Below are 23,046 nucleotides of genomic sequence, written 5' to 3'. Positions count from 1 at the left end.
GGTCGGCCACAGATGGCCGACCTCTTTCTTATTATCCAACACTTTACACACGGCCAATTTGTACATTCTGTAATCGTACTTTAATTCCGTATGTATGTGTTTCTGTATTTGTCAAAATCTCTTTCACAACACCACTCACTGTTTTACTTATAAATGCAAGTTTTTGATAACTATTACTATAACGAAAAGAGAAAATGATTAGCATGTATATTATATAAAAGGAAGCAGCCATATTTTCCATACGATACATACGAGTACTATAATTACAAAATCAAAAAAATCTAATCTTGGACCTTTTTTCATATTCATATGTAAACACATATGAAACCATTTTATTTTTGTATATTTATGGATGTTTTTCTTTGCAAATCGGTAAATAAGTATTTGCATGATAAAAAATCCGGCTAAAAAAATAAATAATACGATGAGAAATCCAATCACAAAATTCTTCCTATTTTTGTAGCGTTTTTTCTACTATCCGATTTTTCAAAACCCACTCTTCAAACTGGGCACTTCCAAATTCCCAGCTAAGATCGCGAGCATGTACAGAAAAAACGTAATGACCAGCATATTCATCCATAAACCTACCTAACTCTACATCGTCTTTCTGAATACCGTATACTCCAAAATTAAAATACACATCCCATACGTCTTCATTCTTCCTCTTATAAGCAATCGATTCCATATCACATTCTGTTCCGAAATAATCAAGATGTAAATGTACGCTATCATCATATTCGTACTCCATTTTATCACCCCTTATATTTGTACTTCTTTATCACCAGAAAAATTCCTTCTATCTACACTCACATATGGGCACTTACCTACATATCATGCTTGTAGAGTGACTTCTAGGAGGTGTTATATAGTGAAAAAATTAATAGCTGTTTTTTGTATCACGTTACTAGCTGTTTTCACATTTACTGCTTGCAGTAGTAAAAAAGAAGGTACAAAAGAACAAACTCAAAATGTTCGAGTCGGCGAAGTTACCCACTCTCTCTTCTATGCCCCGTTATATGTCGGGATTGAAAAAGGATTTTTTAAAGATGAAGGATTAAATGTTGACCTCCAAACAACAGCGGGCGGAGATAAAACGATGACGGCCCTATTATCTGGCGGGATTGATATTGCTCTCGTCGGTTCTGAAACATCTATTTACGTTCATCAACAAGGCGCAAAAGACCCGATTATTAACTTCGCACAACTTACACAAACAGATGGAACATTTTTAGTTTCGCGTAAAAAATTAGACTCTTTTAATTGGAATGAAGTAAAAGGTGTTACGTTTTTAGGACAGCGTAAAGGCGGCATGCCACAAATGGTTGGAGAATACGTTTTAAAGAAAAATGGCATTGATCCTCACAAAGACACAAACTTAATTCAAAACATCGAATTTGCTAATATTGCAAATGCCTTTGCATCTGGTACTGGAGAGTTTGTACAGCTCTTTGAACCGACTGCAAGTATACTTGAGAAAGAAGGTAAAGGTTATATCGTCGCTTCATTCGGAAATGAATCTGGTACTGTTCCTTATACAACGTTCATGGCAAAAGAAAGTTTCTTAAAGAAAGATAAAGCTGCTGCTGAAAAGTTCACACGTGCGCTCTATAAAGCACAGCAATGGGTTGATACACATAGCCCAGAAGAGATTGCTAATGTTGTTTCCCCGCTATTTAAAGACACTTCAAAAGACATTACAGTAAAAGTAATTGAACGATATAAAAAGCAACATTCTTATGCGACAAATCCACTATTAGATGCGGAAGAATGGAAACAGCTCCAAACGATTATGAAAGACGCTGGTGAATTACAAAAAGAAGTCCCACATGAAGCGCTCGTCAATACAAAAATTGCCGAAAGCGTTATTAAGAAATAGAGGCGAATTGTATGAGTTTTTTACAAATACGTAACGTTTCTCACTGCTTTTTTGCAAAAGAGAATGCCAAACTTATTCTCGAAGATATGAGCTTACAAGTGGAAGAAGGCGAATTTATTTCTATACTCGGCCCAAGTGGTTGCGGTAAAACAACGCTCCTCTCAATCATTGCTGGACTACTTGATCCAATTGACGGTATCGTCTTTTTAGATGGTGAACCGATTACAACGAAAACTTCATCTATGGGATATATGTTGCAGCAAGATTACTTATTCCCGTGGAAAACTATTGAAGAAAATATTATGCTTGGACTTCATATTCGGAAGATTTATGATGAACAGATGAAAAAACATACTTTAAATCTTTTAAAACAAGTCGGTCTACATGGGGTAGAAGGACAATATCCTCGTGAGTTATCCGGCGGTATGCGTCAACGTGCCGCTCTCGTTCGAACGTTAGCGACTAATCCGAAAATTTTATTACTAGATGAACCATTCTCCGCACTCGATTATCAAACGAAGTTAAAACTAGAAGAACTCGTTTTCAATTTACTAAATAAATATAAGAAAACATCATTACTTGTTACTCACGATATTGAAGAAGCGATTGCGATGAGTGATCGTATTTATTTACTGCAAGCGAATCCTGGAAAAATCGCGAAAACCTTTATCGTCCCGGAAAGTATTCGTTCTTTATCACCATTAGAAGCACGCCATCACTACGATTTCCCAGCCCTCTTTCAAGATATATGGAAGGAGCTGGAACGACTTGGATAATATAAAACAACTACATGAACAATTTCGAAAGAAAGAACGCAGGCGTGCTTGGATTGCTCGCTCACTACAGCTTTTACTACTTATTCTTTTCTTTGCACTATGGGAAATAGCTAGCAAAAAAGAATGGATCGATCCTTTACTCTTTAGCTCTCCTTCGAGTATTTGGGATCTCTTCTTAACGAAATGGATCGACGGTTCACTTTGGGTCCACATATGGACGACATTGCTGGAAACAGGATTAGGCTTCATTCTTGGAACGGTACTCGGTGCTATTATTGCCACGTTTCTTTGGTGGATGCCACTTCTAGCCCGCGTACTTGATCCTTACCTCGTCGTCCTAAATGCAATGCCAAAAGTTGCACTCGGTCCAATCATCATCGTTATTTTCGGTCCAAACATTTCATCTTCTATCGCAATGGGAGTAATCATTTCCATCATCATTACCATTCTCGTTATTTACAGTGCATTTCAAGAAGTCGATTCTAACTATATAAAAGTAATGAACACATTTGGCGCAAATAAATGGCAATGTTATAAGCAAGTCGTCCTCCCTGCATCCTTTCCAGCAATTATCTCAACGTTAAAAGTAAATGTTGGTTTATCCTGGGTCGGTGTTATTTTCGGTGAACTTCTCGTTTCCAAACAAGGACTTGGCTACTTAATTAGCTACGGATTCCAAGTCTTTAACTTCACACTCGTTTTACTTAGCGTACTACTCACATGTGTTCTCGCAACTCTTATGTATGTATTTGTCGAGGCATTTGAAAAAATTCTAATTGGAACAAGAAAAAGAAGCTGACTCAAAACAGTGCGCTATAGTCAGCTTCTTTCTTTTACCTTTTATCACACATTTTCGTTTCATTTGTAATGTTTCCATCCGCAACCGTAACTGTATGAAAACAGTCTTTCACACGTACTGTAACGACATTATCTTTTCGATCTATCACATGATAATCATTAAACTTTTCATTCAAAGCACTACGAATTTGCTCCCCTTCAAAAATCGGAAAACCGTGAGACATTACCCAAATGAGACCAGCAACAGCAAGAATCGTTTTCATACGTTTCATTACCTCCTCGAGAGTAAACTTATAGTCCCTACAACACGCGCATTATAATTGTGTCTAAATTGTGACATTTTTATACTAATTCTATTTTATACCGCCAGTTCCTTCTTCTTTTAAATAAAAATACAGAATTTTCAATTTTATAAACATAAGAAAAAACGCAAAGAATTTTTAATTCTTTGCGTTTTGCTTTAACGAAACTATATCGAACACATAACTCACATTAATCTCCACTTTGTTGTTCTATCGTTTTCGAAACATCATCTAATCCTGACAGCACTTCCGCTCTCATTTTTACAAGCTCAGGAAACTGATAGAAGAAAGCAATTTTCTTATATTTTAACTCTGTACCTTCTTTCACCTTTTTTGAATCTTGTAAAATGAACGCTGTAAATGTATCTGCGATATCTTCCGTTACATTTGTTGTTCCATACAGCGATACAAAATCATCATGCTTTTCTTTATAAAATTCAACTTGTGCCTCTTCACTTTCTTCTACTTTCTTTTCTGTCCACTCTTGCTCAATTGGTTTCCAAAATTCATTATAAAATTGGTTAATATACGAACTTTTTCTCACACATCCATTTTTCACGAACAGCGTTTTACATTTGTTTCGATATGATGAAATGTCTTTCTCTTCATCAAACGCCTCTAAATACTTTCTATCCACTGGTACTTGTTTATTTCCAATCGTTAATACGTGAGCCGTTTCATGAATTAATGTTTTCATCACTTCATCTATATTCACCCCAGAATCAAGCACGTCTAAACTAAGCACCCAATCTCTCGGGTCATCCATACTTGGCATGACATGAGCAACAACGCCGTCATAACCATCCGTTATTAGATCAAACCCTGTTATATTCTCACGATATTTCACTGGAATGAGAGTGCGATACATGTCCCATAAAGTTTCATGATACTCTCTATCTTGCCGCTGGCTTAACAAATCATCTTTTGCTTCTTCGTCATCTGCAAAAGCTTTATTCAATCTTTTACGATCTAATTTCTCAAAATAAGGATCTACAATTTCATCATCATCGATATAATAAGAAGCTAAAAAAAAGTAATTATCATCCTCTTCTTTTTTCTGTTCCGCCTCTTTCATATTCATACTTTCATACTCTTCTATGTCATAATCCTCTACTTTTTCAAGTTCTGAAAGTCCCTCTATCTTTTTATATACTTTTTGTAATGTTTTATCTCCTATTTGCGTGCACTCTTCTTCTGTTTTACAAATTTCTTTTTCTTTCGTAACCTCGAGAGCACTATCGCATCCTGCAACTAAACTGCTTGCTATAATACAACATACTAACTTGCCATATAGTTCCTTCATACAATCCCCCATTACTCCATTCTACAAAATATCATAATCATTTTTTTGCGAATATGCGATAATTAATTATAAAAACTGCAAGGAGGCTTCTCATGATTCGTGCAATCTTATTCGACTTAGATGGAACACTATTAGATCGGCGCCAATCTTTAGAACAATTTATTTGTGAGCAATATAATCGCTTCTCCTCACATTTGATGAGTATAGAGAAATCAAAGTATTGTTCTAGATTTCTCGAACTCGATAATAATGGCTATACGTGGAAAGATAAAGTATATGCTACTCTCCTTTCCGAATATAACATTACTACTTTAACGCACGAGCAACTGCTGCACGACTACATTACAAACTTCCAACATCATTGTATTCCTTTCAAAAACACGCATGAACTACTTCAACAGTTAAAACAGCGAGACATTAAAATTGGTATTATTACAAACGGTTTTACTGATTTTCAGATGAGCAACCTTCGAGCACTACATATACATACGTATGCAAACACCATTCTCGTTTCAGAAGCTCAAGGAATTAAAAAACCTCATCCTGAAATTTTCGAACGTGCTTTGCAAAGACTAGATGTTAAGGCAGAAGAATGTCTTTATGTTGGAGATCATCCAGAAAACGATGTGCTTGGTTCTGAACAAGTAGGGATTCTTGGTGTTTGGAAAAAAGATTCGTTTTGGGGTGATTTTAAGCATTCACGTATCGTAGATGATTTGTTGGAGGTGCTTTCGTTTTTAGAAGTGGAGATAAAGTGAAACTTTAATCAGCCCTCACCAATCGGGCTTTTACGGACAAATAACGGGATAAAAACACAATAATAGTAATTAAATTATATCAATGATTTTCACAACATATCGATTTACTGAAAAAAAATAAAAATAATAATAGGAGGTGTTGTTCAAAAACGCCTTCTATTATTATTCATACACTGTAAACTGTGGTTTACTCGGATGATCTTTTACTAGCGCATCATCTGGAAACTTTGAAACTTTTTGATATAAGGCAATGTCACCGATACAACCTGCTGTTAGTAGAATTCCTAAAAATGAGAGTAGCTCCAGATTCATAGCTAATCCCAATACAATTGGCAAAATTCCAGTTGGTAAAAATGGAAGCATTAACACTTTCTTCATTTGCTTTACTGTAACCGCCTGTTTAGAATGAGCATATGCAACACCTAATTTCCAATTAACGCCCCATTTTAGTTCACTCCACGGAACACCTCCGATATAGCGAAAGCCAATTAAATGTATCGCTTCATGAATACAAACGAGAACAATTATTGCGATAATAAAAAGAAACATCGTTAATAATGTAACTTCAACTTGAACCCCACCTGAAAGAAATATATGTAAATAACCAATTCCAAACGCCAAAGCAATTATTATAAAAAATAAAGAAAAGTTTAATTTAACCATCGAAACAGTAACAGTCGTTTCTTTTCTTTTATCCATCTTCCCCCTCCTAAAATGTAAATATATCTTTATAAAATTGTATAATATACCCAAAATAATATAAAGATATATTTACATTTATTCTTACATACAAAAAAAGAAACCGGCTACTTTACTTCGTAAAACAGCCGATTTCTTCTATATGTTTCATCGTACGCGCTAATACGTCATCGCGCATTATAAAGCTAAATTTTCTATTCGTTTTAATGTTGTCAGGAATGTCTTTTAATAAAACAGACCCTTTCGTTTCTTCGTAATGCGTATGTTCTTCTACCGCACTAATTGTTGCAAAATAAATGTTTTTAATGATTATTTTGTCTTTTCCAGATACTTTGTATTGTCCTAAGTAAGTTAAATCAGAAACTATGCCGCCGGTTTCTTCATGAACCTCTCGAACTGCCGCTTCTTCCGGTGTTTCCCCTAGTTCTACTTTACCACCTGGAAATTCAAGACCGCGACGTAAATGATGCGTTAATAACCATTGATCCCCGTACCGGCATACAACCCAAACATGCTTTGGCTCAGGAGAAAATGGATAACGTTCAAACGATAATTGTACAGTGTTGTGGTAATAATCTTTAAATTTGTACATGCCATTACTCCCCTATTGATGGTTACAAGTTTTTCCTACCACAAATTGTAGCATATTCTCGCTTTTCTGCATAATATTATCCAATTACAATCCATTGATTATTCCCATTTGCGCGACTAATTCTTTCGTCTCATGATTTCCTAAATCGTAAATCATTCTATATGCTTTTTGTAGTTGTTCATCATATCGGTCATTATTTGAATCGTGATGATACTCAACAAATGGAACGTGGGAGCGTACAAATGAACCTAAATCTTCTACATATGCTTGATCGAAGTGCTCTCTTAATTCCGTAATTTCCTCATCATTTGCATAAATTTCAAAATTATACGTATCCGCCGTCTTCACTTGTGAAATTTGACCATTTCCTATTGATATATAATATGTTTTTTTCGTTTCCATGTAACACCCTTCTTTCATCCTTTTATTTTCTATTGTTTTCATCAATTACAAAATTATGTAAAATAAAGAAAAGGAGGGGTTTTATGTTCAAAATATTAATTATCGGTATTATCATCGTCCTAATCATCCTCGTACTCTCCATCATGACAATTAATAAAGGCTATGCTTATAAACATTCCGTCGATAAACTAGAAGATAATCCTTATACAAAAAAGAATAAGGAAAATTCCTAATATGCTTCGTATACTCCGCATCACAATCGCACTCACTGTGTTCGTTATGTCGGCAATTGGATTATATACAGGTCAAAATAATTTTCTACCTCTTTCACAATTTCTATTAGGGGCTTTAATGTTTCTCATCGCATTTGAACAAATAAAGAAAAAGGAGGCAGCAACTGGGCTTATTTGTATTATTTCCGGTGCTTTCATTTGGATTGTTCTCATCATTAGCTATATAAAATAAAAGGAGGTACATGCATGCTAAAAGGAGTACGGATTACTTTATCACTTATTGCTTTATGTATAGCAATCTATAGTTTCTTTACTAGTAATAGAGAAATTATGCCTTATATGTTCATCTTTTTAGGGATGATGGCTTTCGTTATTAGTATAGAGGAAATCTTAAAACAGCAAAAAGGTGGTAGTATACTTGCTCTGTTAGCAGGAGCTGGTGCTTTATTTCTTGGCTTCTCAGAAATATTTCGATAAATAGTCTCTTTAAAGGAGGTATACAATGCTAACTGGATTACGCTATTTTTTCATGCTTCTCACACTCTCTCTTTGCACTTATTCTCTTGCTACCGACAACTTCACACTTCTCCCATACATGCAATTTGCTCTCAGTTGTTTCTTTATTCTTCTAGGAATTAATGAACTGAAATCCGGAAGAAAATCAATGGGTATCTCGCATTTTTTCGTTTCTAGTCTTATGCTCTTCATTGTAATATCGAACTACTTTCACTAAAGATAACATGTAATTTCCAATCACCTACTGACCATTACCTCTCACTAATTTGGATTTTTTAAACAGTTAATAAATTGGAGGATACTATGCTAACAAACCTTCGAATCTTACTATCTGCTATTGCTTTTATTCTTGCTTTTTTTAGTCTTTTTACACGAATTTCTATTCTTTTCTCTTATGTATTTATCCTTTTAAGCATCACATTTATTCTTTCGGGAGTTGCTGAAATACAACAAAAGCAAAAATCGAAAGCTATCTTTTGTTTTATAGTTGGGATAATCACTTTCTTCGTTGGGATTTCTGACATACTTCCATAAAAAAGAAGAGCTTGTGTGCTCTTCTTTAACTCACTACTTTCAATCCAATAATCGTCCCCATAATCCCAACAATACAAATAATCCGAAAAGCGTTTTTAGGTTCTTGAAAAAATAAAATACCGACAACTGCTGCCCCGAGCGTTCCGATTCCAGTCCAAACTGCATATGCGATCGATAACTGAATTTCTTGAAGCGCCATCGTTAAAAATTGAAAACTAATAATAAAACCACCTATTAAAATAATATTATTCGTCCAACTATTATTTTTTGCTACTTTCTTTATCCCAATTACACCGACAATTTCAAAGAGCCCAGCTATAATTAAATAGATCCATGCCACTTTATTTCACCTCTTCCTTATTCCCACTAAATTTCAATCCGATAATAAATAGTGCCAATAAGCAAACGAGGAAAACTTTGATGAGCGAAAATGGTTCTTTGAAATATAAAATATCTACCAATATCGTTCCAACTGTACCAATCCCAGTAAATACTGCATATGCCGTACCAATTGGAATTTTTTTAGTTGCTTCAATTAGTAGTTGAAAGCTCACTAAAATTGCAATGAGTGTCAAAATACTCATTGAATTTGTTTTTAATCCTGTCGCCCAATATATTTCAATTAAGCCCCCAAATACTAAATACATCCACGCCCTATTTATGCTAATCTCCTTTTTCTTTTTCACTTCTTCTTTTATCTCTTCTCTTGTTTCTTGTTTCGAAGAATTACGCTTCTTTTTCGGAAAAAGAATGTAAGACATCGCCCATATAAAATGAATAATAAGCACTGATGTCCAGACACTTGTAATCGTATTAATCGTTTCATTTTTATAAAATCCAATTTGTTTATTTAAAATCCACTCTTTCATATGAAGGAAATAGGAACCGCTTGGCAACTCTTGAGCTGGTACAAGCCCTACTATAAAAATAAATAGAAGCTGTGCAAAAATGAAAATCCCCAGATGCTTATAAAAATATTGCCTCTCCATCCGCGCATGCTTAATTCCATATAGCTTCTCTTTTCCCGCGCCAGTCATTTACCCTCCTCCTTTTTTAAATAACAATCTATCATCTTTTCTATATAATTCATCGTTTCTAAATCAAGTCCGTATACTCTTGCAATCTCTCCCTCTTCAGGTTTAATTAAATCCCAATACTTATTTATTAATTGTTCATCTTCATGAAATACGTGCATTGAAAAAGCCACTACCCTTTCCGCTAACATTTGAATTTCCGGTGAATCTACTGGTTCATTTATACGCTGACGAATTTCTCTTAATACTTGTAACCATTCTTTTGTTCTTTCATCGTTTTCTTCAAGTGTTGGTAAATCCTCTATAACCTTCTGTTCTTCCTCCGTAAAATATTTTTGTCGGAAATTTTCTCTCTGCTCAATTCCCTGTACTGATTTTATGAATAACATTAAATCTTCTGTTTTAAGCTCTCCTGTTAATTCAATGGAATGAAATGCTGTATATAATAGTTTTTCTAAGTCCTTTAATCTTTTTACTTCCGCTTGTATTGTTTGAATTTCATTTTGAATTGCACTTTTCCATCTTTCTTCTGAATTCCCCTTTTCCTCTTTTAACACTTTTTTTATTTCCGAAAGCTTAAAACCAAGCTTTTTAAACGTTGTTATTTGTTGCAATGTAATTACATCATCTTTTGAATAGTAACGATATCCTGACTCAGCAACGTACGACGGTTTTAATAATCCAATTTCCTCATAATATCTAAGTGTTCTCGTCGTTACATTCGTTTCTTTTGAAATTTCACCAATGCTATACTTATCCATCGTTTCCTCCTCACGCCTTATTTATCTTCACTATAAACTTTGACGTATACGTTAAAGTCAATACTCCATTCACACAAAAAACTCCTGTTTTTCAAACAGGAGCTCTCATTAATATATTCACCTACTGCCTTTCATTTCTTAAAAATGCTCATAAGTGAAACTCATTGTTTTTCTATAAAACCTGTACTTTTCTCTTTTACAAATAAAAAAACTGCCCTTTAACAGGCAGTTTTTCTTTATCCAAACACTTTCTCAAGTTCATCTTTATCTTGGCTTAACCAGAAGTTCATTAAGCGTTGTGCTCCTTCTAAGTCGTGAAGCTTCGCTTGACCACATTGTGTTTCATTTGCAGCTGGAATTTCTGTAATTTGAACCGCATCTTTTAATGTTAGTTCTAATAAATCAATAATTTCTCGTACTGTCGGTGTTCCGCTTACTACAAGATAATATCCTGTTTGGCAGCCCATCGGTGAAATATCGATAATATCAAAGTGCGGATAACGATCAATATATTTACGTAAATTAAATGCTAATAAATGCTCTAACGTATGAATAACATCTGGTTTCATTGCTTGTTTATTCGGTTGGCAGAAACGAATATCAAATTTATTTACAATACCGTCACTACCTACATTGTGAACTCCGCAATGTCTTACATAAGGTGCCTTTACAATCGTATGATCTAATTCAAAGCTTTCTACTGATGGCATACAACATCTCTCCCGCTTTTAATTTAATTCCGTTATATCCAATATGATATAACGGAAATGCACATTAGTAAAGTATTATGTACAGTCGTGCTATAATACTTTAAGAGTATGCTGAAAAGGAGACCATTATGAAACAGATTTTTATTAGGATTATACGCTTTTATCAAAAGTTCATTTCTCCGATGACACCACCAACATGCCGCTTTTATCCAACTTGTTCTCATTACGGATTAGAGGCGTTTCAAAAACATGGTGCACTCAAAGGTTTTTGGCTTACTTGTAAGCGTATATTAAAATGTCACCCTTTCCACCCGGGAGGATTTGATCCTGTCCCAGATAAAAAGGATGACAAAGTAAATTCTTAATTGTCGTAACCATTCACAACTAAATCTAATTTTCCTGTATCAGGATCTATAACAAGACCGTGAACAGGTACTTCTTCTGGAAGTAATGGATGGTTGCGAAGTATTGATACACTATGTTCTACACTTTCTTCTACACTAGAGAACCCTTGTAGGAATCTTTCTAAATCGATTCCAGAATAACGGAGTGTATCTAATTTCTCATTTGTTATACCGCGCTCTTTCATCTTCTCAATTGTACTGCTTGCCTGAATTTTTGCCATACCGCAATCGTGGTGACCAACTACACAAACTTCATCAGCACCAAGTTCATATACAGCAACTAAAATACTACGCATAATACTTCCGAATGGATGTGAGATAACAGCTCCTGCTACTTTAATAATTTTCACATCACCGTTACGCATATTCATTGCTTTTGGTAATAATTCAACAAGACGAGTATCCATACAAGAGATAATTACCATTTTTTTATTCGGGAATTTTCCCGTTTCATACTCTTCGTATCTTTTCTCTTCAACAAATTTTTCATTGTATTGTAAAATCTCTTCTAATGACTTCATAGTAAAGAACCGATACGATAAACTTAACTAAATCTATACAATTCAATCAAATTTACACAAGTTAGTGCTTCATCGTGTTCTCGCAGCCCCAAAGGGACGAGGGGTATAACACTCCACACGAGGCAGTATCGTTACCTCCTATTATCAAGCATTTATTTTACCCATCTTGATAAATTTATCGACGCATTTACATCCCTATCGTGATGGCTATTGCATGAAGCACAACACCATTCACGAATCTTTAAACTCCACTGTCCTTCTGGTTGAACTGAATGGTCGTATTTTACACCGCAATATGAGCAAATCTTACTTGAAGCGAACCATTTATCAGCTTTTACATACTCAATGCCGTACTTCTCACACTTGTATGATAAACATTGAAAGAAGAAGTGTAATTTTTGAAATGAAAATGCTTTCGATAGTTTTTTGTTTTTTAACAGGTTTGAAATAGATAAGTCTTCCACAACAATCCTCATTGGTTTGGTTTTCACCAATTTAGCTGTTGCTTGATGGATATGGTTATTTCGGATATTCGTAATTTTCCTAGATAACCGCAGGTGCTCAGCTTTCGCTTTTTCATATCCGGTAGATTGAATTTTTACACCTTTTTTTAAATCTCCTAGACATATCTCTTTGCGCTGACTTTTTCCTTTTCAAAAGTTTTTTAACCTTGGCATCTTTGTTTATATTTCGTTCTTTCGTACCATTAGAAGCTACAAACAGCTCTTTTAAACCAACATCCACACCAATCGACTCATCGGTTAGTTCTTGTGATTCAAAGTCTTCTTGGAACCCTACACTAATCCACCAGTGACGACCGTCAAAGGTAACTCTTGGATTGGATGGTTTTTTGTTTCTTGGTAGTTGTTGGCTTGTTTTCACTTCTCCAATAGACTGAATATGAACTACTTTCTTTCCTATAATCAGTCTTTCATAATTGGCATAAAATCCTTGGATTAAATCTTTTTTGGATTTATAAGAAGTGTGATAACCATTTTTGTACTTTTTGAACGAATTTTTTCTCGCCGTATCAAAATCTTTTGAAGCCTGTTTGGGAACTTGTGCATTGATGTCATTTAACCACTCATATCTCTTTCGCTTCTTGATCTTTGTAAATCGTTTCTGTAAAACTAACTGTGAAACAGATTTTCCAAATAGCTTATAATATCTATCACTCATTCTTTTACAATAGTTATAAGCAAATCTTGCAGCACCAGCATGGTTTCTAAGCACTTTTTCTTGTTCAGGCGTTGGGATTAGTCTAACTTTCTTCGCCAATATCATCAGAAGTCTACTCCTTTACTGTGCGATTATTCAGGCACTCACCTTTCAGATAATGAAAGATTTGTTCTTCTGAATCGTAGCGTGTTCCACCAGCATTCTCCTGAGACTACTCGGATGCAAACCTGTTAATTCTGATACTTGACTAACTCGTAAAAATTTCATTATTACTCTTACCTCATTGAATCTAACATAGCACATACGTTCGATATATTCAATGAGGTTTGATAGATTTAATTAAATGTATCTCGTTCAACTAAGGGCGCAATTCCTTAGCCAGTTCTCTTATGAACTTCTCATGTTTTCACATGAGCGCAGACTATATGTTTATCTCTTTAGAGATAGAGGATTTTTCCATCACCATAGGCTTGTGATGTACTCTCGTCAGTTACACGAGATAGTCGTTGAACGTTCATCTTATCCATTTTGACTTAGATGATTCGATGCGGAAGACCCATTGTTCTAGTGTTTAGGATTTAACCTTGCACCATCTGATTGATTTTTTCTGCTTTCGCAACATTCACGCTCGCTATTTCTAGCCACGTTGTAGTTCAATCAGCTTTAGGGATTGCCCGCAGTTAACCCTCACTACTAGCCAATCACTTGACTAGCAGGGCTTACTGATATATTTAATTAACTTTAGTTATAATTGGTTAAATAAATCGTAACAGTTAGTTACCCATACTTCGCTAGAATAAGCCCCCAAATACTCTGCATCACTGTATTTAAGGTGACGTTATTCTTATTTGCCAGTTGTGTAATCTTATCAGTTAACTCTTTTGAAAACTCTATCACTTTTTCTCTTCTCTGATACTTTCCAGCACTAGAGTTATTAAATTTAGGGAGGGTAGCAGTTGACTCATACCCCTCCAGATACTTACTCCAATACTTCAATCCTTCTTCATTATCCTGATTATTTAGCCAATTTATATAATCACTATAGGGTCTAGGATCTTCTAATTGATGCTCTTCACCTTTCATTTTATGTGAATAGATAGTAAATAACTCATCTAATATAATCCCAATACACCAACCATCAAGTAATATATGATGAAAGCTCCAAATTACTTTATATGAGTTATCATTTGTTTTGATCAAACAAATTCTCATAAGGGTTTCTTTTGTTAGGTCAAAGCCCTTCACCTTATCATCTACTATATATTTTTCCACATATAAATCTTTAGTGTTTAAATCTAAATTACTTACATCATTGTAGCTAAACTTAATTTTTCTATCCCTTAATATTACATGTAATGGCTCGTCCAATTTATAATTAAATGATGCTCTTAACACTTCGTGCCGTTTCATAATCTCGTTGAAACTTTCCTCAAAAATAGTTTCATCTACATAACCTTTTATATCTAATATAATTTGTTCAAAATATCTCATCTGAATTTTTATCTTCAATAGCATGAAACAGTATCCCCTTTTGCATATTTGACAATGGATAGATTTTCTCAACTTTATTAACTTTCATAAATTTATCCCCCTAAATAGTTTCCGTCGGAAAAGGCACAAAAATTATAAATATGATTTGTACAATTAAGTAGTCGCTATGATTGTGTTTTGCCTCCAGGCTTTAATTATCGATGAATTCATATTCACCTAGTAACTCATCAAGCTCTTCTAGTGACATTTTATTGTAACCATAATCGGAAGCTGTTTTTTCTGATTCCGTTTGATTAATACAATGATTGATTATCATTTCAAGGTTCTCTTTATACTTTTGGTTAAAATCAGCGATTAAAAATTCAGAATATTCCCCTTCATTGAAGGTAGTGTTTATTATTAATGTATCCTCTACAATTATTGAATTAATTTCTATAGAAGCATCTCTTGCATTTTCGCCACCTATACTTTCGCCAGGTGATAGCCATGATGCAGAAAACTCTTCATCGGTCGCTTTTTTACTCATTTCTCCCAAATAATTAAATAATATAGGTGCCGTTTCATCATTTAACAAATCTTGATCCTTTTTTAGGTATTTTAAAACCCCATATCCTATTCCGTTATTAGGAATTTTTCTTAAAGTCTCTTTTACCAATTTTATACTCATAGAAATTTCTTTTTCTTTACCTAAATCAAAATATACAGGGTATATTGTAGTAAACCACCCAATAGTCCTACTAACATCTATGTTTTCAATGACTTCTTCTCTTCCATGACCTTCCATGAGAATTTTCAGCCTGTTTTCTCCTGTTAAATCTCTTACTGTTACTAACAAAGCCGCTAAAAGGATATCATTTATTTGAGTATTATATGTTTTGTTTGTTTACTCCCAATAACTTTTGAGTGTTCTCCTTATTTAGTGAAATGGTTAAGGTCTTGCTATTTTTATAATCGGTCACATCTATTTCTTCATTTTTTGCTAAAAAATCTACTTTCATTTTAGATATGTCTGCCCAATATTTTTTTTCTTTTAGAAGTTTATTACCTACCGCATAATCCATTAAATTTTCTGAAAACTCCTTAAATGAATCCGTTTTAAAACCTATATCAAGTTTTTCATTGAGATATGCTTGTTTGTATAACATTTCGAAATCTTCGAATAATATTCGCCATGATACTCCATCTATTACAAGATGATGGATAGTAATAAGCAAATGATCACCCTCATTTGTTCTAAAAATGCAAAGTTTTAACATTTTACCGTCAGTAATCGAAATTTCTTTTTGTATATTTGTTGCTAGTTGACCCACTATCTCCTGTTGATTATCTTGATTCTTAATATCATGGACATATAAATCAAAGAAATCCCCATTTAAATCACGATTATATTGAATAATTTCACCATTTTCCTCTTTATAAATCATTCGTAAAGCATCGTGTTTTTCACAAATTTTACGAAACACCTTTTCTACAATCTGTTCTTCAAATCCATTTTTTCTATACAGCATAAATGATTGATTATAGTGATTTAGCTCTTTATTATTTAATGCTTCGTTTAATACAAAATGTCTTTTCTGTATTGGCATTAAAGGAACATTTCCCTGAATTATTTCATAGTTTTTCTTTACTCTCGATTCATTTTTTACATACTTACTAAGATTTTTAATTTTCGGGTTTTCAAATAAATCTTTAATTTTGAGTTTAAGATTCACTTTCGATAGTTTAGAAACTATTTGTAACGCTTTTATAGAATCTCCACCAACCTCAAAAAAACTATCGTTAATTCCAATTTCTTTAATACCCAAGACATCCTGCCAAGCTGATACAAGATGTTCTTCCACTTCATTTCGAGGCGCTTCATAATCTGTTCCCTTAGAAAGGTCCCCCTCTTGTACAAGAGGCAATGCTTTTCTATCTATTTTTCCATTCGGTGTAAGAGGCATTTTATCTAATTGAATAAAAAATGAAGGAATCATATAATCTGGTAAATAATTTGACAAGTAGTCTCTTAATTCACTTGTAGTTAGCTCCTCTTTAGCTATTATGTATGCACATAAATAGGTAAAACCAGCATTATCTTTCCGATCAATTACTACCGCCTGATTTATATTTTGATTACCTAATAGTTTAGCTTCAATTTCTCCTATTTCTACCCTAAACCCTCGAACCTTTACTTGATTGTCTATTCTTCCTAAAAACTCAATATTTCCATCTGAAAGCCATCTTGCCAAATCTCCTGTTTTATACATTTTTTCACCAGGTATAAAGCCATTTGAAACAAACCTTTCATGAGTAAGATCTGGCTTGTTTAAGTATCCTTTTGCAAGACCTTTTCCACCAATGTACAATTCACCATACACCCCTATAGGTTGTGGTTCTAATAAAGAGTTTAAAACATAATATTTTGTGTTATTTAACGGCTTTCCTATAGGAGTATTTACCATTTGTGGTATATAATCGTACTCTTCTTCATAATAGCTAGAATCAATAGTTGCTTCTGTAACTCCATAGCTATTAATTACTCTCATATTCTCCCCATATCTTTTAACCAAATTTTTGTACTCATGTATAGGACAGCTATCAGAACCTAATATTAATAATCGTAATGTCGTGAGATCAAAATTATTTTCATATACATAATTCATAAAAGGTATAATAAGACTTGGAGTGGATTCAAAAATATTAATCTTATACTTCTTAATTATCTTATATAATAAATCTAGTTCTAGCTTGATATGACTCGGTACAATATACATTGTCCCGCCATTTAATAAACTTCTACATAAGTCCCCTGCAAATACATCAAACGACATACTAGCCATTTGTAATAAATTCACTTCATACTTTGACAATTCATAGTGATCTCTCCAAGTGTAATGGGCATTAACCAAATTTTTATGCTCTACTAACACACCTTTAGGGTTTCCAGTTGTTCCTGATGTATATATGATATACACTAAATCATCTGGTGAATTGATATGATTCAAATTATCTTCATCGATATCATATATATCTATATGATTTATATTTACTACTTCACCGTAGGAACCATTTTTATCCGTTAGATGTTCTTGGGTAATAATAATGTCCGCACTACTATCCTCAAGCATAAATTCTATTCTCTCTGTAGGGTATTCTGGATCTATCGGCAGATATGCTCCTCCAGCTTTTAGAACCCCCAATATTCCTACAATCATTTCTACTGATCTATCCACCATTATTGCAACTATACTATTTTGTACAACACCTTTTTCTCTCAAAGTTCTAGCTAGTTTATTTGCTTTTTTATTCAATTCTTCATAGGTCAACTGCTTTTCTTCGAACACTACAGCTATATGATTTGGTGTTTTTTTAACCTGCTCTTCAAAAAGTTCGTGTATAGTACCTAGTGGATATTCAACAGCAGTATCATTATACTTGTTTAATATCATTTCTCTTTCTTCTTGTGAAAGCAAATTTATTTCACTTAATTTTTGTTCAGGATTATTAACAATTTCTTTTAAGATATTAACTACATGATTTCCAATTCTTTGTATTGTTTCTTTTTTAAATAATTTTGTGCAATACTCTAAAATAAATTCTATATGATCTGTATTTTCGATTGCCGATAAACTTAAATCAAACTTTGCCGCTTTAAAATCAATGTTATACGGTTCGATTTTTAAGCCTTTTATATTCAACTCTAGATTATCTAAATTTTGAATAGAAAACATCGTATCAAACAATGCGTTTCTACTAATATCCCTTTTTAAGGCTAGCTTTTCAACTAATTCATCAAATTGATAATCTTGATTTTCATAAGAATTTAAGGTGTTTTCTTTTACTTTCTTCAAATAATCAATGAATCTACTGTCTGCTTTAGGACGATTTCTCATCACAAGAGTATTAACAAACATACCAATAGTATTTTTCAAATCATCATGTTGTCTTCCTGCAGTTGGCGAGCCAACTATAATGTCTTCTTGTCCCGTATATTTCGAAAGTAGCGTTGTATATGCTGCTAAAAGTAGCATATACATAGTAACTACATCTTCCCTTGCAAACATTTTAAGCTTGTTTGTTAGTTCAGGATCTATTTCAAAACTTAATCTATCTCCCTCGCTACTTTGTATTTGTGGTCTTGGAAAGTCAGTTGGCATATTCAGAACTGGTATCTCATCCTCAAATACTTTAAGCCAATATTCCTCCTGTTTCTTTATATTATCACCGTTACAAAACTTTTCTTTCCATTCTGAATAGTCTTTATATTGAATTTCTAATGGCGCTAATTTTTTTTCTCCAAATATATCTGTTAACTCTTTCATCAAAATGCTCATTGATACTCCGTCTGAAATAATATGATGCATATCAAGCATCATGATATGCACATCCTGACTAACTTGTACGATTTCTACCCTTAGAAGAGGAGCTACCTCTAGATTAAAGGGTCTTATGAATGGCCCCACTCGTTCTGATACGTTCTCTTTCCCTAATTCACTATATTCAATTTTAAAATCTATTTCTTTTTCTATCTTTTGAACTGGTTCTCCATCAATCGTTACAAAAGAAGTTCTTAATGCTTCATGTCTATCAATTAATGCTTTAAAGGCTTTTTCAAAAGTGTCCAATTGAAAGCGCCCCTTTCATTTGTATAACAACTGGTAGATTGTAAGTAATTCCACTATCCTCTATTTGATTTAAAATATATAGCCTTTTTTGAGCCGATGAAAGATTATAAAATTGCTTTTCCTCAGCTTTCTTTATTTTTGAGTAAGAGCTCGTTTCTTTCCCTTTTATATATTCGCCAATGCCTTTGATAGTAGGAAAATTAAATATTTGTTTTAATGGTATTTCAACATTTAATTCTTTGTGTATCTTTGATACCAATGAAAAAGCTTTTAGTGAATGTCCTCCAGCTTCAAAGAAGTTATGATTTATTCCAATTTTCTCTATACCCAAAACGTCCTTCCACACTAAAGCCAACTTCTCTTCTACTAGATTTCGAGGTGCTTCATAATGATTTTCTATAAATTTATTGAAATCTGGTTCCGGTAATGCTTTCACATCCACTTTTCCATTAAGTGTAATCGGCAATTTTTCCATCTCTATGAAATGCAAAGGAATCATGTAACCAGGAAGTACTTTGGCAAGCAACTCTCTCACTTTATCTATGTTCAGTTCTTCATTCAAATCATTAACTGTAATAAATGCGCAAAGATATCTGTTTCCATCTATCCCCTCTTTATCAATTACTTTAGCTTCTTTTATGTTCGATTGTCTTAATAAGTGATATTCAATTTCTTCCAGTTCAATTCTTAAACCGTGAATTTTTACCTGATTATCTATTCTACCTAAAAATTCAATATTTCCATCAGGTAGCCATCTTACTAAATCTCCAGTCCGATACACTCGTTCTCCTAAACTAAAAGCATTAGACTTGAATTTTTCTTCAGTTAATTCTTTTTTATTTTTGTATCCTCGCGCTACACCTTCTCCACCTATATATAATTCACCAGGTATTCCTATCGGCAGTAATTGAGCGTTATTATCCAAAACATATAATTTATAATTGCTTAGTGGTTTACCTATAGGTACACTCATTCCCATACAATCATTGGAACTGACCTTATAATATGTTGCACAAACAGTTGTTTCTGTAGGACCATATGAATTATAAACATCGGCAATCTCAATAATATTTTTTATATATTCATACTTTAAAACATCTCCACCACTAATAAATTTCATATTTTTATTAAGTATTAAATGCTTATTTTTATCAATTTCATTGAGTAACAGTGGTGAACAGCTTACTAAAGTCACATTATATTTTTCAATATTTTTAACTAGCTCATCTATGTTCAGATCACCAATTTTTTTACTAATAATTAATTTCCCTGAATTAGCCAAAATAGGAAATGTTTCTTCCGTAAAAGCATCAAATGAAAATGAAACTACTTGTAATATAGAATCTTCTTCATTTAAAGTAATTTGTTTTGAAAATGCATAAATATAGTTAATGACGTTACGATGTGTAGTCATAACCCCTTTAGGCTTTCCACTAGAACCTGACGTATATATTAAATAAGCTAAATCAGATGAATGATTTAAATTTTCTAGGTTGTCCTTATTTAAAGAACTAATTTCTTCATCATTAAATAAAATACTTGGAACTATTCTTACTTTGAATTGTAAGTGCTCCTGAGTAACAACTAATTTTGCTTCACTATCTTTTAGCATATATTCAATTCTTTCTTCAGGATACTCAGGGTCAATTGGTAAATATGCTGCTCCAGCTTTTAAAATTGCCAATATGCCAATTATCATTTCTGGGGATTTATCCGCCATAATTCCTATTACAGTATCCGGCTTTGCACCATTTTTTCTAAGCAACCTTGCCAGTCGATTTGCTTTTTCATTTAGTTGTTTATATGTTAATTGTTCCTCTTCAAATATAACTGCAATATGATTTGGTGTTTTTAGAACCTGCTCTTCAAATACATGGTTTAAGGTCTTATTTTTAGGAAATTCGGCCATGGTATCATTAAATTTGTGTAATATGATTTCCGTTTCTTCTTCTGAAAGTAAATTTATTTCTCCTAATTTAAGCCCCGGATTATTGGTAATTTCCTTTATTACATTTACTAAATGACCTGCAAGTCTTTTGATTGTTTCTTTTTTAAATAATTTTGTGCAATATTGCAAATCAAATTTCAAATGATCTGTATATTCTATCGCCGTAAGACTTAAATCAAATTTCGCCACATTAAAATCAATATCGCAAACCTCAGTGGTTACTCCATTTATATTAAACTCAAAATTATTTTGAGTTTGTATATCAAACATCGTATCAAACAATGCGCTTCTACTTGTTTCTTTTCTTAAATTTAGTTTCTCTACTAATGTATCAAATTGATATTCTTGATTCTCATAAGCATTTAATGTGTTTTCTTTTACTTGTTTTAAATAATCAATGAATTTAGTATCTGCTTTTGGATAACTTCTCATTGCAAGGGTATTGACAAACATGCCAATTGTATTTTTTAAATCATCATGTGTTCTTCCCGCAATTGGTGAACCAACTATTATGTCCTCTTGCCTTGTATATTTAGAAAGAAGCGTTTTATATACTGCTAAAAGAAGCATATACATAGTAACTCCATTTTCCCTTGCAAGAAATTTAAGTTTATTTGTTAATTCAGAATCTATTTCAAAACCAAGCCTATCTCCCTCACTACTTTGTATTTGTGGTCTTGGAAAATCAGTTGGCATATTCAGAACTGGAATGTCACCCTCAAATACCTTGAGCCAATATTCCTCCTGCTGCTTTATGTTATCTCCTTTATAGTATTCTTTTTGCCATTCCGAATAGTCTTTATACTGAACTTTTAATGGTGCTAATTCTTTTTCTCTAACTAAATCAGCTAACTCCTTCATTAAAATGCCCATTGATACTCCATCTGAAATAATATGATGCATATCAAGCATCATGATCTGTCCATTCTGATTAACACGTAAAATCTCTACCCTTAGAAGCGGCGCTATCTCTAAATCAAAAGGTCTTATAAATCGTGCCACTCGTTCTGATACGCTATCTTCTCCTAATTCACTATATTCAATTTTAAAATCTATTTCTTTTTCTATCTTTTGAACTGGTTCTCCATCAATCATTACAAAGGATGTTCTTAATGCTTCATGTCTATCAATTAGTACCTTAAAAGCATTATTATTAAAGTTGGATTGAAAATCGCCCACGATTTTGATAACTAAAGGAATATTATATGTCGTACCTTTAGATTCCAAATTATTTAAAATAAGCATCCTTTTTTGTGCCATTGATAAGGTATAACAATTATTTTCTGATTGTTTCGCTTTTGGAATTTCATTCTTTTTTTCTATATCTTCATTTTTTAAAGCTATAATAATTTTTTCTTTATATAACTTTATTTTTCCCTTTAATTCAGCTGTTATTAGTTCACGAGGTCCAATAATTTTTATCTTCCCTTGATTCTGATATAAGAAAATGTTTGATTTTTTCAAATCATTTATAAACCCTTTAATATCCATAACTAGAATCATTCCCTTCGCGGTGCCCATTCAATTTCTCACACTATTAGTAAATAACTAAAACAACTATCAAATTCCATATACATCTTTGAAATTCAAACCATTGGGCCT

The 23,046-nt window shown here is 33.2% G+C and carries 22 protein-coding genes and 3 pseudogenes; 9 read left to right on the top strand and 16 right to left on the bottom strand.

The genetic code is table 11. The features are described from left to right. Positions 1 to 43: 43 nt before the first annotated feature. From AC0OM3_RS06790 to AC0OM3_RS06780, 3 genes and pseudogenes are all read right to left on the bottom strand, one after another. Positions 44 to 148: pseudogene (locus AC0OM3_RS06790) on the bottom strand (DUF2196 domain-containing protein); the annotation flags it as partial. A 62-nt stretch (positions 149 to 210) separates the two neighbouring features. Then, on the bottom strand, positions 211 to 441 hold the full coding sequence (locus tag AC0OM3_RS06785; protein WP_000578988.1) for a hypothetical protein: 231 nt from the start codon (positions 439 to 441) through the stop codon (positions 211 to 213). A gap of 10 nt (positions 442 to 451) precedes the next feature. Next, on the bottom strand, positions 452 to 748 hold the full coding sequence (locus tag AC0OM3_RS06780; protein WP_000455579.1) for a DUF3986 family protein: 297 nt from the start codon (positions 746 to 748) through the stop codon (positions 452 to 454). A 120-nt stretch (positions 749 to 868) separates the two neighbouring features. On the opposite strand from AC0OM3_RS06780, the gene AC0OM3_RS06775 reads away from it, so the two are divergent. Genes AC0OM3_RS06775 through AC0OM3_RS06765 form a run of 3 tightly spaced genes read left to right on the top strand, consistent with a single transcriptional unit; the run spans position 869 to position 3,451 of the window. Then, the gene (locus tag AC0OM3_RS06775) at positions 869 to 1,876 is read left to right on the top strand and encodes an ABC transporter substrate-binding protein (protein WP_074594226.1); all 1,008 of its coding nucleotides are present in this window, start codon (positions 869 to 871) and stop codon (positions 1,874 to 1,876) included. Positions 1,877 to 1,887: 11 nt separating this feature from the next. Further along, positions 1,888 to 2,652: an ABC transporter ATP-binding protein gene (locus AC0OM3_RS06770; protein ID WP_000009031.1), complete on the top strand. Its 765-nt coding sequence runs from the start codon at positions 1,888 to 1,890 to the stop codon at positions 2,650 to 2,652. Further along, positions 2,645 to 3,451 carry an ABC transporter permease gene (locus tag AC0OM3_RS06765; protein ID WP_000368769.1) on the top strand — a complete coding sequence of 269 codons (807 nt, stop codon included), beginning with the start codon at positions 2,645 to 2,647 and terminating at the stop codon, positions 3,449 to 3,451. Before AC0OM3_RS06770 ends, AC0OM3_RS06765 begins: the two co-directional genes overlap by 8 nt. 34 nt (positions 3,452 to 3,485) lie before the next feature. On the opposite strand, the gene AC0OM3_RS06760 is transcribed toward AC0OM3_RS06765, so the two are convergent. Both AC0OM3_RS06760 and AC0OM3_RS06755 read right to left on the bottom strand, forming a co-directional pair. Continuing rightward, positions 3,486 to 3,713: a hypothetical protein gene (locus tag AC0OM3_RS06760; RefSeq protein WP_000849112.1), complete on the bottom strand. Its 228-nt coding sequence runs from the start codon at positions 3,711 to 3,713 to the stop codon at positions 3,486 to 3,488. Between the two features lie 229 nt (positions 3,714 to 3,942). Next, positions 3,943 to 5,055 carry a regulator of G-protein signaling domain-containing protein gene (locus AC0OM3_RS06755; protein ID WP_000661681.1) on the bottom strand — a complete coding sequence of 371 codons (1,113 nt, stop codon included), beginning with the start codon at positions 5,053 to 5,055 and terminating at the stop codon, positions 3,943 to 3,945. A 92-nt stretch (positions 5,056 to 5,147) separates the two neighbouring features. Here AC0OM3_RS06755 and AC0OM3_RS06750 point away from each other — a divergent pair, with 92 nt between their 5' ends. Continuing rightward, positions 5,148 to 5,813 carry an HAD family hydrolase gene (locus tag AC0OM3_RS06750; RefSeq protein ID WP_089148193.1) on the top strand — a complete coding sequence of 222 codons (666 nt, stop codon included), beginning with the start codon at positions 5,148 to 5,150 and terminating at the stop codon, positions 5,811 to 5,813. Positions 5,814 to 5,975: 162 nt separating this feature from the next. On the opposite strand, the gene AC0OM3_RS06745 is transcribed toward AC0OM3_RS06750, so the two are convergent. The 3 genes from AC0OM3_RS06745 to AC0OM3_RS06735 all read right to left on the bottom strand — a co-directional run bounded on the left by AC0OM3_RS06745 (position 5,976) and on the right by AC0OM3_RS06735 (position 7,506). Then, positions 5,976 to 6,512, bottom strand: coding sequence for a DUF3267 domain-containing protein (locus AC0OM3_RS06745; protein ID WP_089148192.1), 537 nt, complete (start codon positions 6,510 to 6,512; stop codon positions 5,976 to 5,978). A gap of 112 nt (positions 6,513 to 6,624) precedes the next feature. Next, positions 6,625 to 7,104 (bottom strand): antimutator 8-oxo-(dGTP/GTP)ase, encoded by a 480-nt coding sequence (gene mutTA / locus AC0OM3_RS06740; protein WP_000276385.1) that lies wholly within the window; start codon positions 7,102 to 7,104, stop codon positions 6,625 to 6,627. 84 nt (positions 7,105 to 7,188) lie between these two features. Beyond that, positions 7,189 to 7,506, bottom strand: coding sequence for a hypothetical protein (locus AC0OM3_RS06735; protein ID WP_000448412.1), 318 nt, complete (start codon positions 7,504 to 7,506; stop codon positions 7,189 to 7,191). An 83-nt stretch (positions 7,507 to 7,589) separates the two neighbouring features. On the opposite strand from AC0OM3_RS06735, the gene ytzI reads away from it, so the two are divergent. The 4 genes from ytzI to AC0OM3_RS06715 all read left to right on the top strand — a co-directional run bounded on the left by ytzI (position 7,590) and on the right by AC0OM3_RS06715 (position 8,789). Then, positions 7,590 to 7,739: a YtzI protein gene (gene ytzI, locus AC0OM3_RS06730; protein ID WP_000472791.1), complete on the top strand. Its 150-nt coding sequence runs from the start codon at positions 7,590 to 7,592 to the stop codon at positions 7,737 to 7,739. A gap of 1 nt (position 7,740) precedes the next feature. Then, on the top strand, positions 7,741 to 7,971 hold the full coding sequence (locus AC0OM3_RS06725; RefSeq protein WP_000944462.1) for a DUF3953 domain-containing protein: 231 nt from the start codon (positions 7,741 to 7,743) through the stop codon (positions 7,969 to 7,971). Positions 7,972 to 7,985: 14 nt separating this feature from the next. Further along, a complete protein-coding gene (locus tag AC0OM3_RS06720) occupies positions 7,986 to 8,216 on the top strand; it encodes a DUF3953 domain-containing protein (protein ID WP_000912056.1) in 231 nt (76 codons plus the stop codon). Between the two features lie 342 nt (positions 8,217 to 8,558). After that, positions 8,559 to 8,789, top strand: coding sequence for a DUF3953 domain-containing protein (locus AC0OM3_RS06715; RefSeq protein WP_000957185.1), 231 nt, complete (start codon positions 8,559 to 8,561; stop codon positions 8,787 to 8,789). 25 nt (positions 8,790 to 8,814) lie between these two features. Here the strand turns inward: AC0OM3_RS06715 and AC0OM3_RS06710 are convergent, their stop codons facing one another. The 4 genes from AC0OM3_RS06710 to luxS form a co-directional block, all read right to left on the bottom strand. Next, entirely contained in the window at positions 8,815 to 9,129 is a 315-nt protein-coding gene (locus AC0OM3_RS06710; RefSeq protein WP_000312334.1) for a DMT family transporter, read from the bottom strand. A gap of 1 nt (position 9,130) precedes the next feature. Next, positions 9,131 to 9,826, bottom strand: coding sequence for a DMT family transporter (locus tag AC0OM3_RS06705; RefSeq protein ID WP_000145222.1), 696 nt, complete (start codon positions 9,824 to 9,826; stop codon positions 9,131 to 9,133). Beyond that, on the bottom strand, positions 9,823 to 10,584 hold the full coding sequence (locus AC0OM3_RS06700) for a MerR family transcriptional regulator (protein WP_000362242.1): 762 nt from the start codon (positions 10,582 to 10,584) through the stop codon (positions 9,823 to 9,825). The genes AC0OM3_RS06705 and AC0OM3_RS06700 overlap by 4 nt, the downstream gene beginning before the upstream one ends. Positions 10,585 to 10,820: 236 nt before the next feature. After that, positions 10,821 to 11,294: an S-ribosylhomocysteine lyase LuxS gene (luxS, locus tag AC0OM3_RS06695; RefSeq protein ID WP_001141371.1), complete on the bottom strand. Its 474-nt coding sequence runs from the start codon at positions 11,292 to 11,294 to the stop codon at positions 10,821 to 10,823. 128 nt (positions 11,295 to 11,422) lie between these two features. Between luxS and yidD the strand changes: the two genes are divergently transcribed. Beyond that, a complete protein-coding gene (gene yidD / locus AC0OM3_RS06690) occupies positions 11,423 to 11,659 on the top strand; it encodes a membrane protein insertion efficiency factor YidD (protein ID WP_197210098.1) in 237 nt (78 codons plus the stop codon). Here yidD and AC0OM3_RS06685 read toward each other — a convergent pair. From AC0OM3_RS06685 to AC0OM3_RS06670, 4 genes and pseudogenes are all read right to left on the bottom strand, one after another. Next, a complete protein-coding gene (locus AC0OM3_RS06685) occupies positions 11,656 to 12,219 on the bottom strand; it encodes a beta-class carbonic anhydrase (protein ID WP_000838173.1) in 564 nt (187 codons plus the stop codon). The genes yidD and AC0OM3_RS06685 overlap by 4 nt on opposite strands. A 152-nt stretch (positions 12,220 to 12,371) precedes the next feature. Continuing rightward, a pseudogene (locus AC0OM3_RS06680) lies at positions 12,372 to 13,503 on the bottom strand (RNA-guided endonuclease InsQ/TnpB family protein). Positions 13,504 to 14,175: 672 nt separating this feature from the next. Beyond that, positions 14,176 to 14,913, bottom strand: a complete 738-nt coding sequence (locus AC0OM3_RS06675) for a condensation domain-containing protein (protein ID WP_474211201.1) — start codon at positions 14,911 to 14,913, stop codon at positions 14,176 to 14,178. A gap of 166 nt (positions 14,914 to 15,079) precedes the next feature. Beyond that, positions 15,080 to 22,965, bottom strand: a pseudogene (locus AC0OM3_RS06670) (amino acid adenylation domain-containing protein). Positions 22,966 to 23,046: the final 81 nt, after the last annotated feature.

Source organism: Bacillus sp. FAU20, from assembly GCF_056033865.1.
Note: the sequence above shows the minus strand (reverse complement) of the source record. Positions and strands in the feature narration are given on the sequence as shown.

Bases quoted from the DNA above. Each gene is read 5' to 3' on its own strand.
- AC0OM3_RS06780 (WP_000455579.1), bottom strand. From the start codon at position 748: ATGGAGTACGAATATGATGATAGCGTACATTTACATCTTGATTATTTC.
- AC0OM3_RS06770 (WP_000009031.1), top strand. From the start codon at position 1,888: ATGAGTTTTTTACAAATACGTAACGTTTCTCACTGCTTTTTTGCAAAA.
- AC0OM3_RS06760 (WP_000849112.1), bottom strand. From the start codon at position 3,713: ATGAAAACGATTCTTGCTGTTGCTGGTCTCATTTGGGTAATGTCTCAC.
- AC0OM3_RS06755 (WP_000661681.1), bottom strand. From the start codon at position 5,055: ATGAAGGAACTATATGGCAAGTTAGTATGTTGTATTATAGCAAGCAGT.
- AC0OM3_RS06750 (WP_089148193.1), top strand. From the start codon at position 5,148: ATGATTCGTGCAATCTTATTCGACTTAGATGGAACACTATTAGATCGG.
- AC0OM3_RS06745 (WP_089148192.1), bottom strand. From the start codon at position 6,512: ATGGATAAAAGAAAAGAAACGACTGTTACTGTTTCGATGGTTAAATTA.
- mutTA (WP_000276385.1), bottom strand. From the start codon at position 7,104: ATGTACAAATTTAAAGATTATTACCACAACACTGTACAATTATCGTTT.
- AC0OM3_RS06735 (WP_000448412.1), bottom strand. From the start codon at position 7,506: ATGGAAACGAAAAAAACATATTATATATCAATAGGAAATGGTCAAATT.
- ytzI (WP_000472791.1), top strand. From the start codon at position 7,590: ATGTTCAAAATATTAATTATCGGTATTATCATCGTCCTAATCATCCTC.
- AC0OM3_RS06725 (WP_000944462.1), top strand. From the start codon at position 7,741: ATGCTTCGTATACTCCGCATCACAATCGCACTCACTGTGTTCGTTATG.
- AC0OM3_RS06720 (WP_000912056.1), top strand. From the start codon at position 7,986: ATGCTAAAAGGAGTACGGATTACTTTATCACTTATTGCTTTATGTATA.
- AC0OM3_RS06715 (WP_000957185.1), top strand. From the start codon at position 8,559: ATGCTAACAAACCTTCGAATCTTACTATCTGCTATTGCTTTTATTCTT.
- AC0OM3_RS06705 (WP_000145222.1), bottom strand. From the start codon at position 9,826: ATGACTGGCGCGGGAAAAGAGAAGCTATATGGAATTAAGCATGCGCGG.
- AC0OM3_RS06700 (WP_000362242.1), bottom strand. From the start codon at position 10,584: ATGGATAAGTATAGCATTGGTGAAATTTCAAAAGAAACGAATGTAACG.
- luxS (WP_001141371.1), bottom strand. From the start codon at position 11,294: ATGCCATCAGTAGAAAGCTTTGAATTAGATCATACGATTGTAAAGGCA.
- yidD (WP_197210098.1), top strand. From the start codon at position 11,423: ATGAAACAGATTTTTATTAGGATTATACGCTTTTATCAAAAGTTCATT.
- AC0OM3_RS06685 (WP_000838173.1), bottom strand. From the start codon at position 12,219: ATGAAGTCATTAGAAGAGATTTTACAATACAATGAAAAATTTGTTGAA.
- AC0OM3_RS06675 (WP_474211201.1), bottom strand. From the start codon at position 14,913: ATGCTATTGAAGATAAAAATTCAGATGAGATATTTTGAACAAATTATA.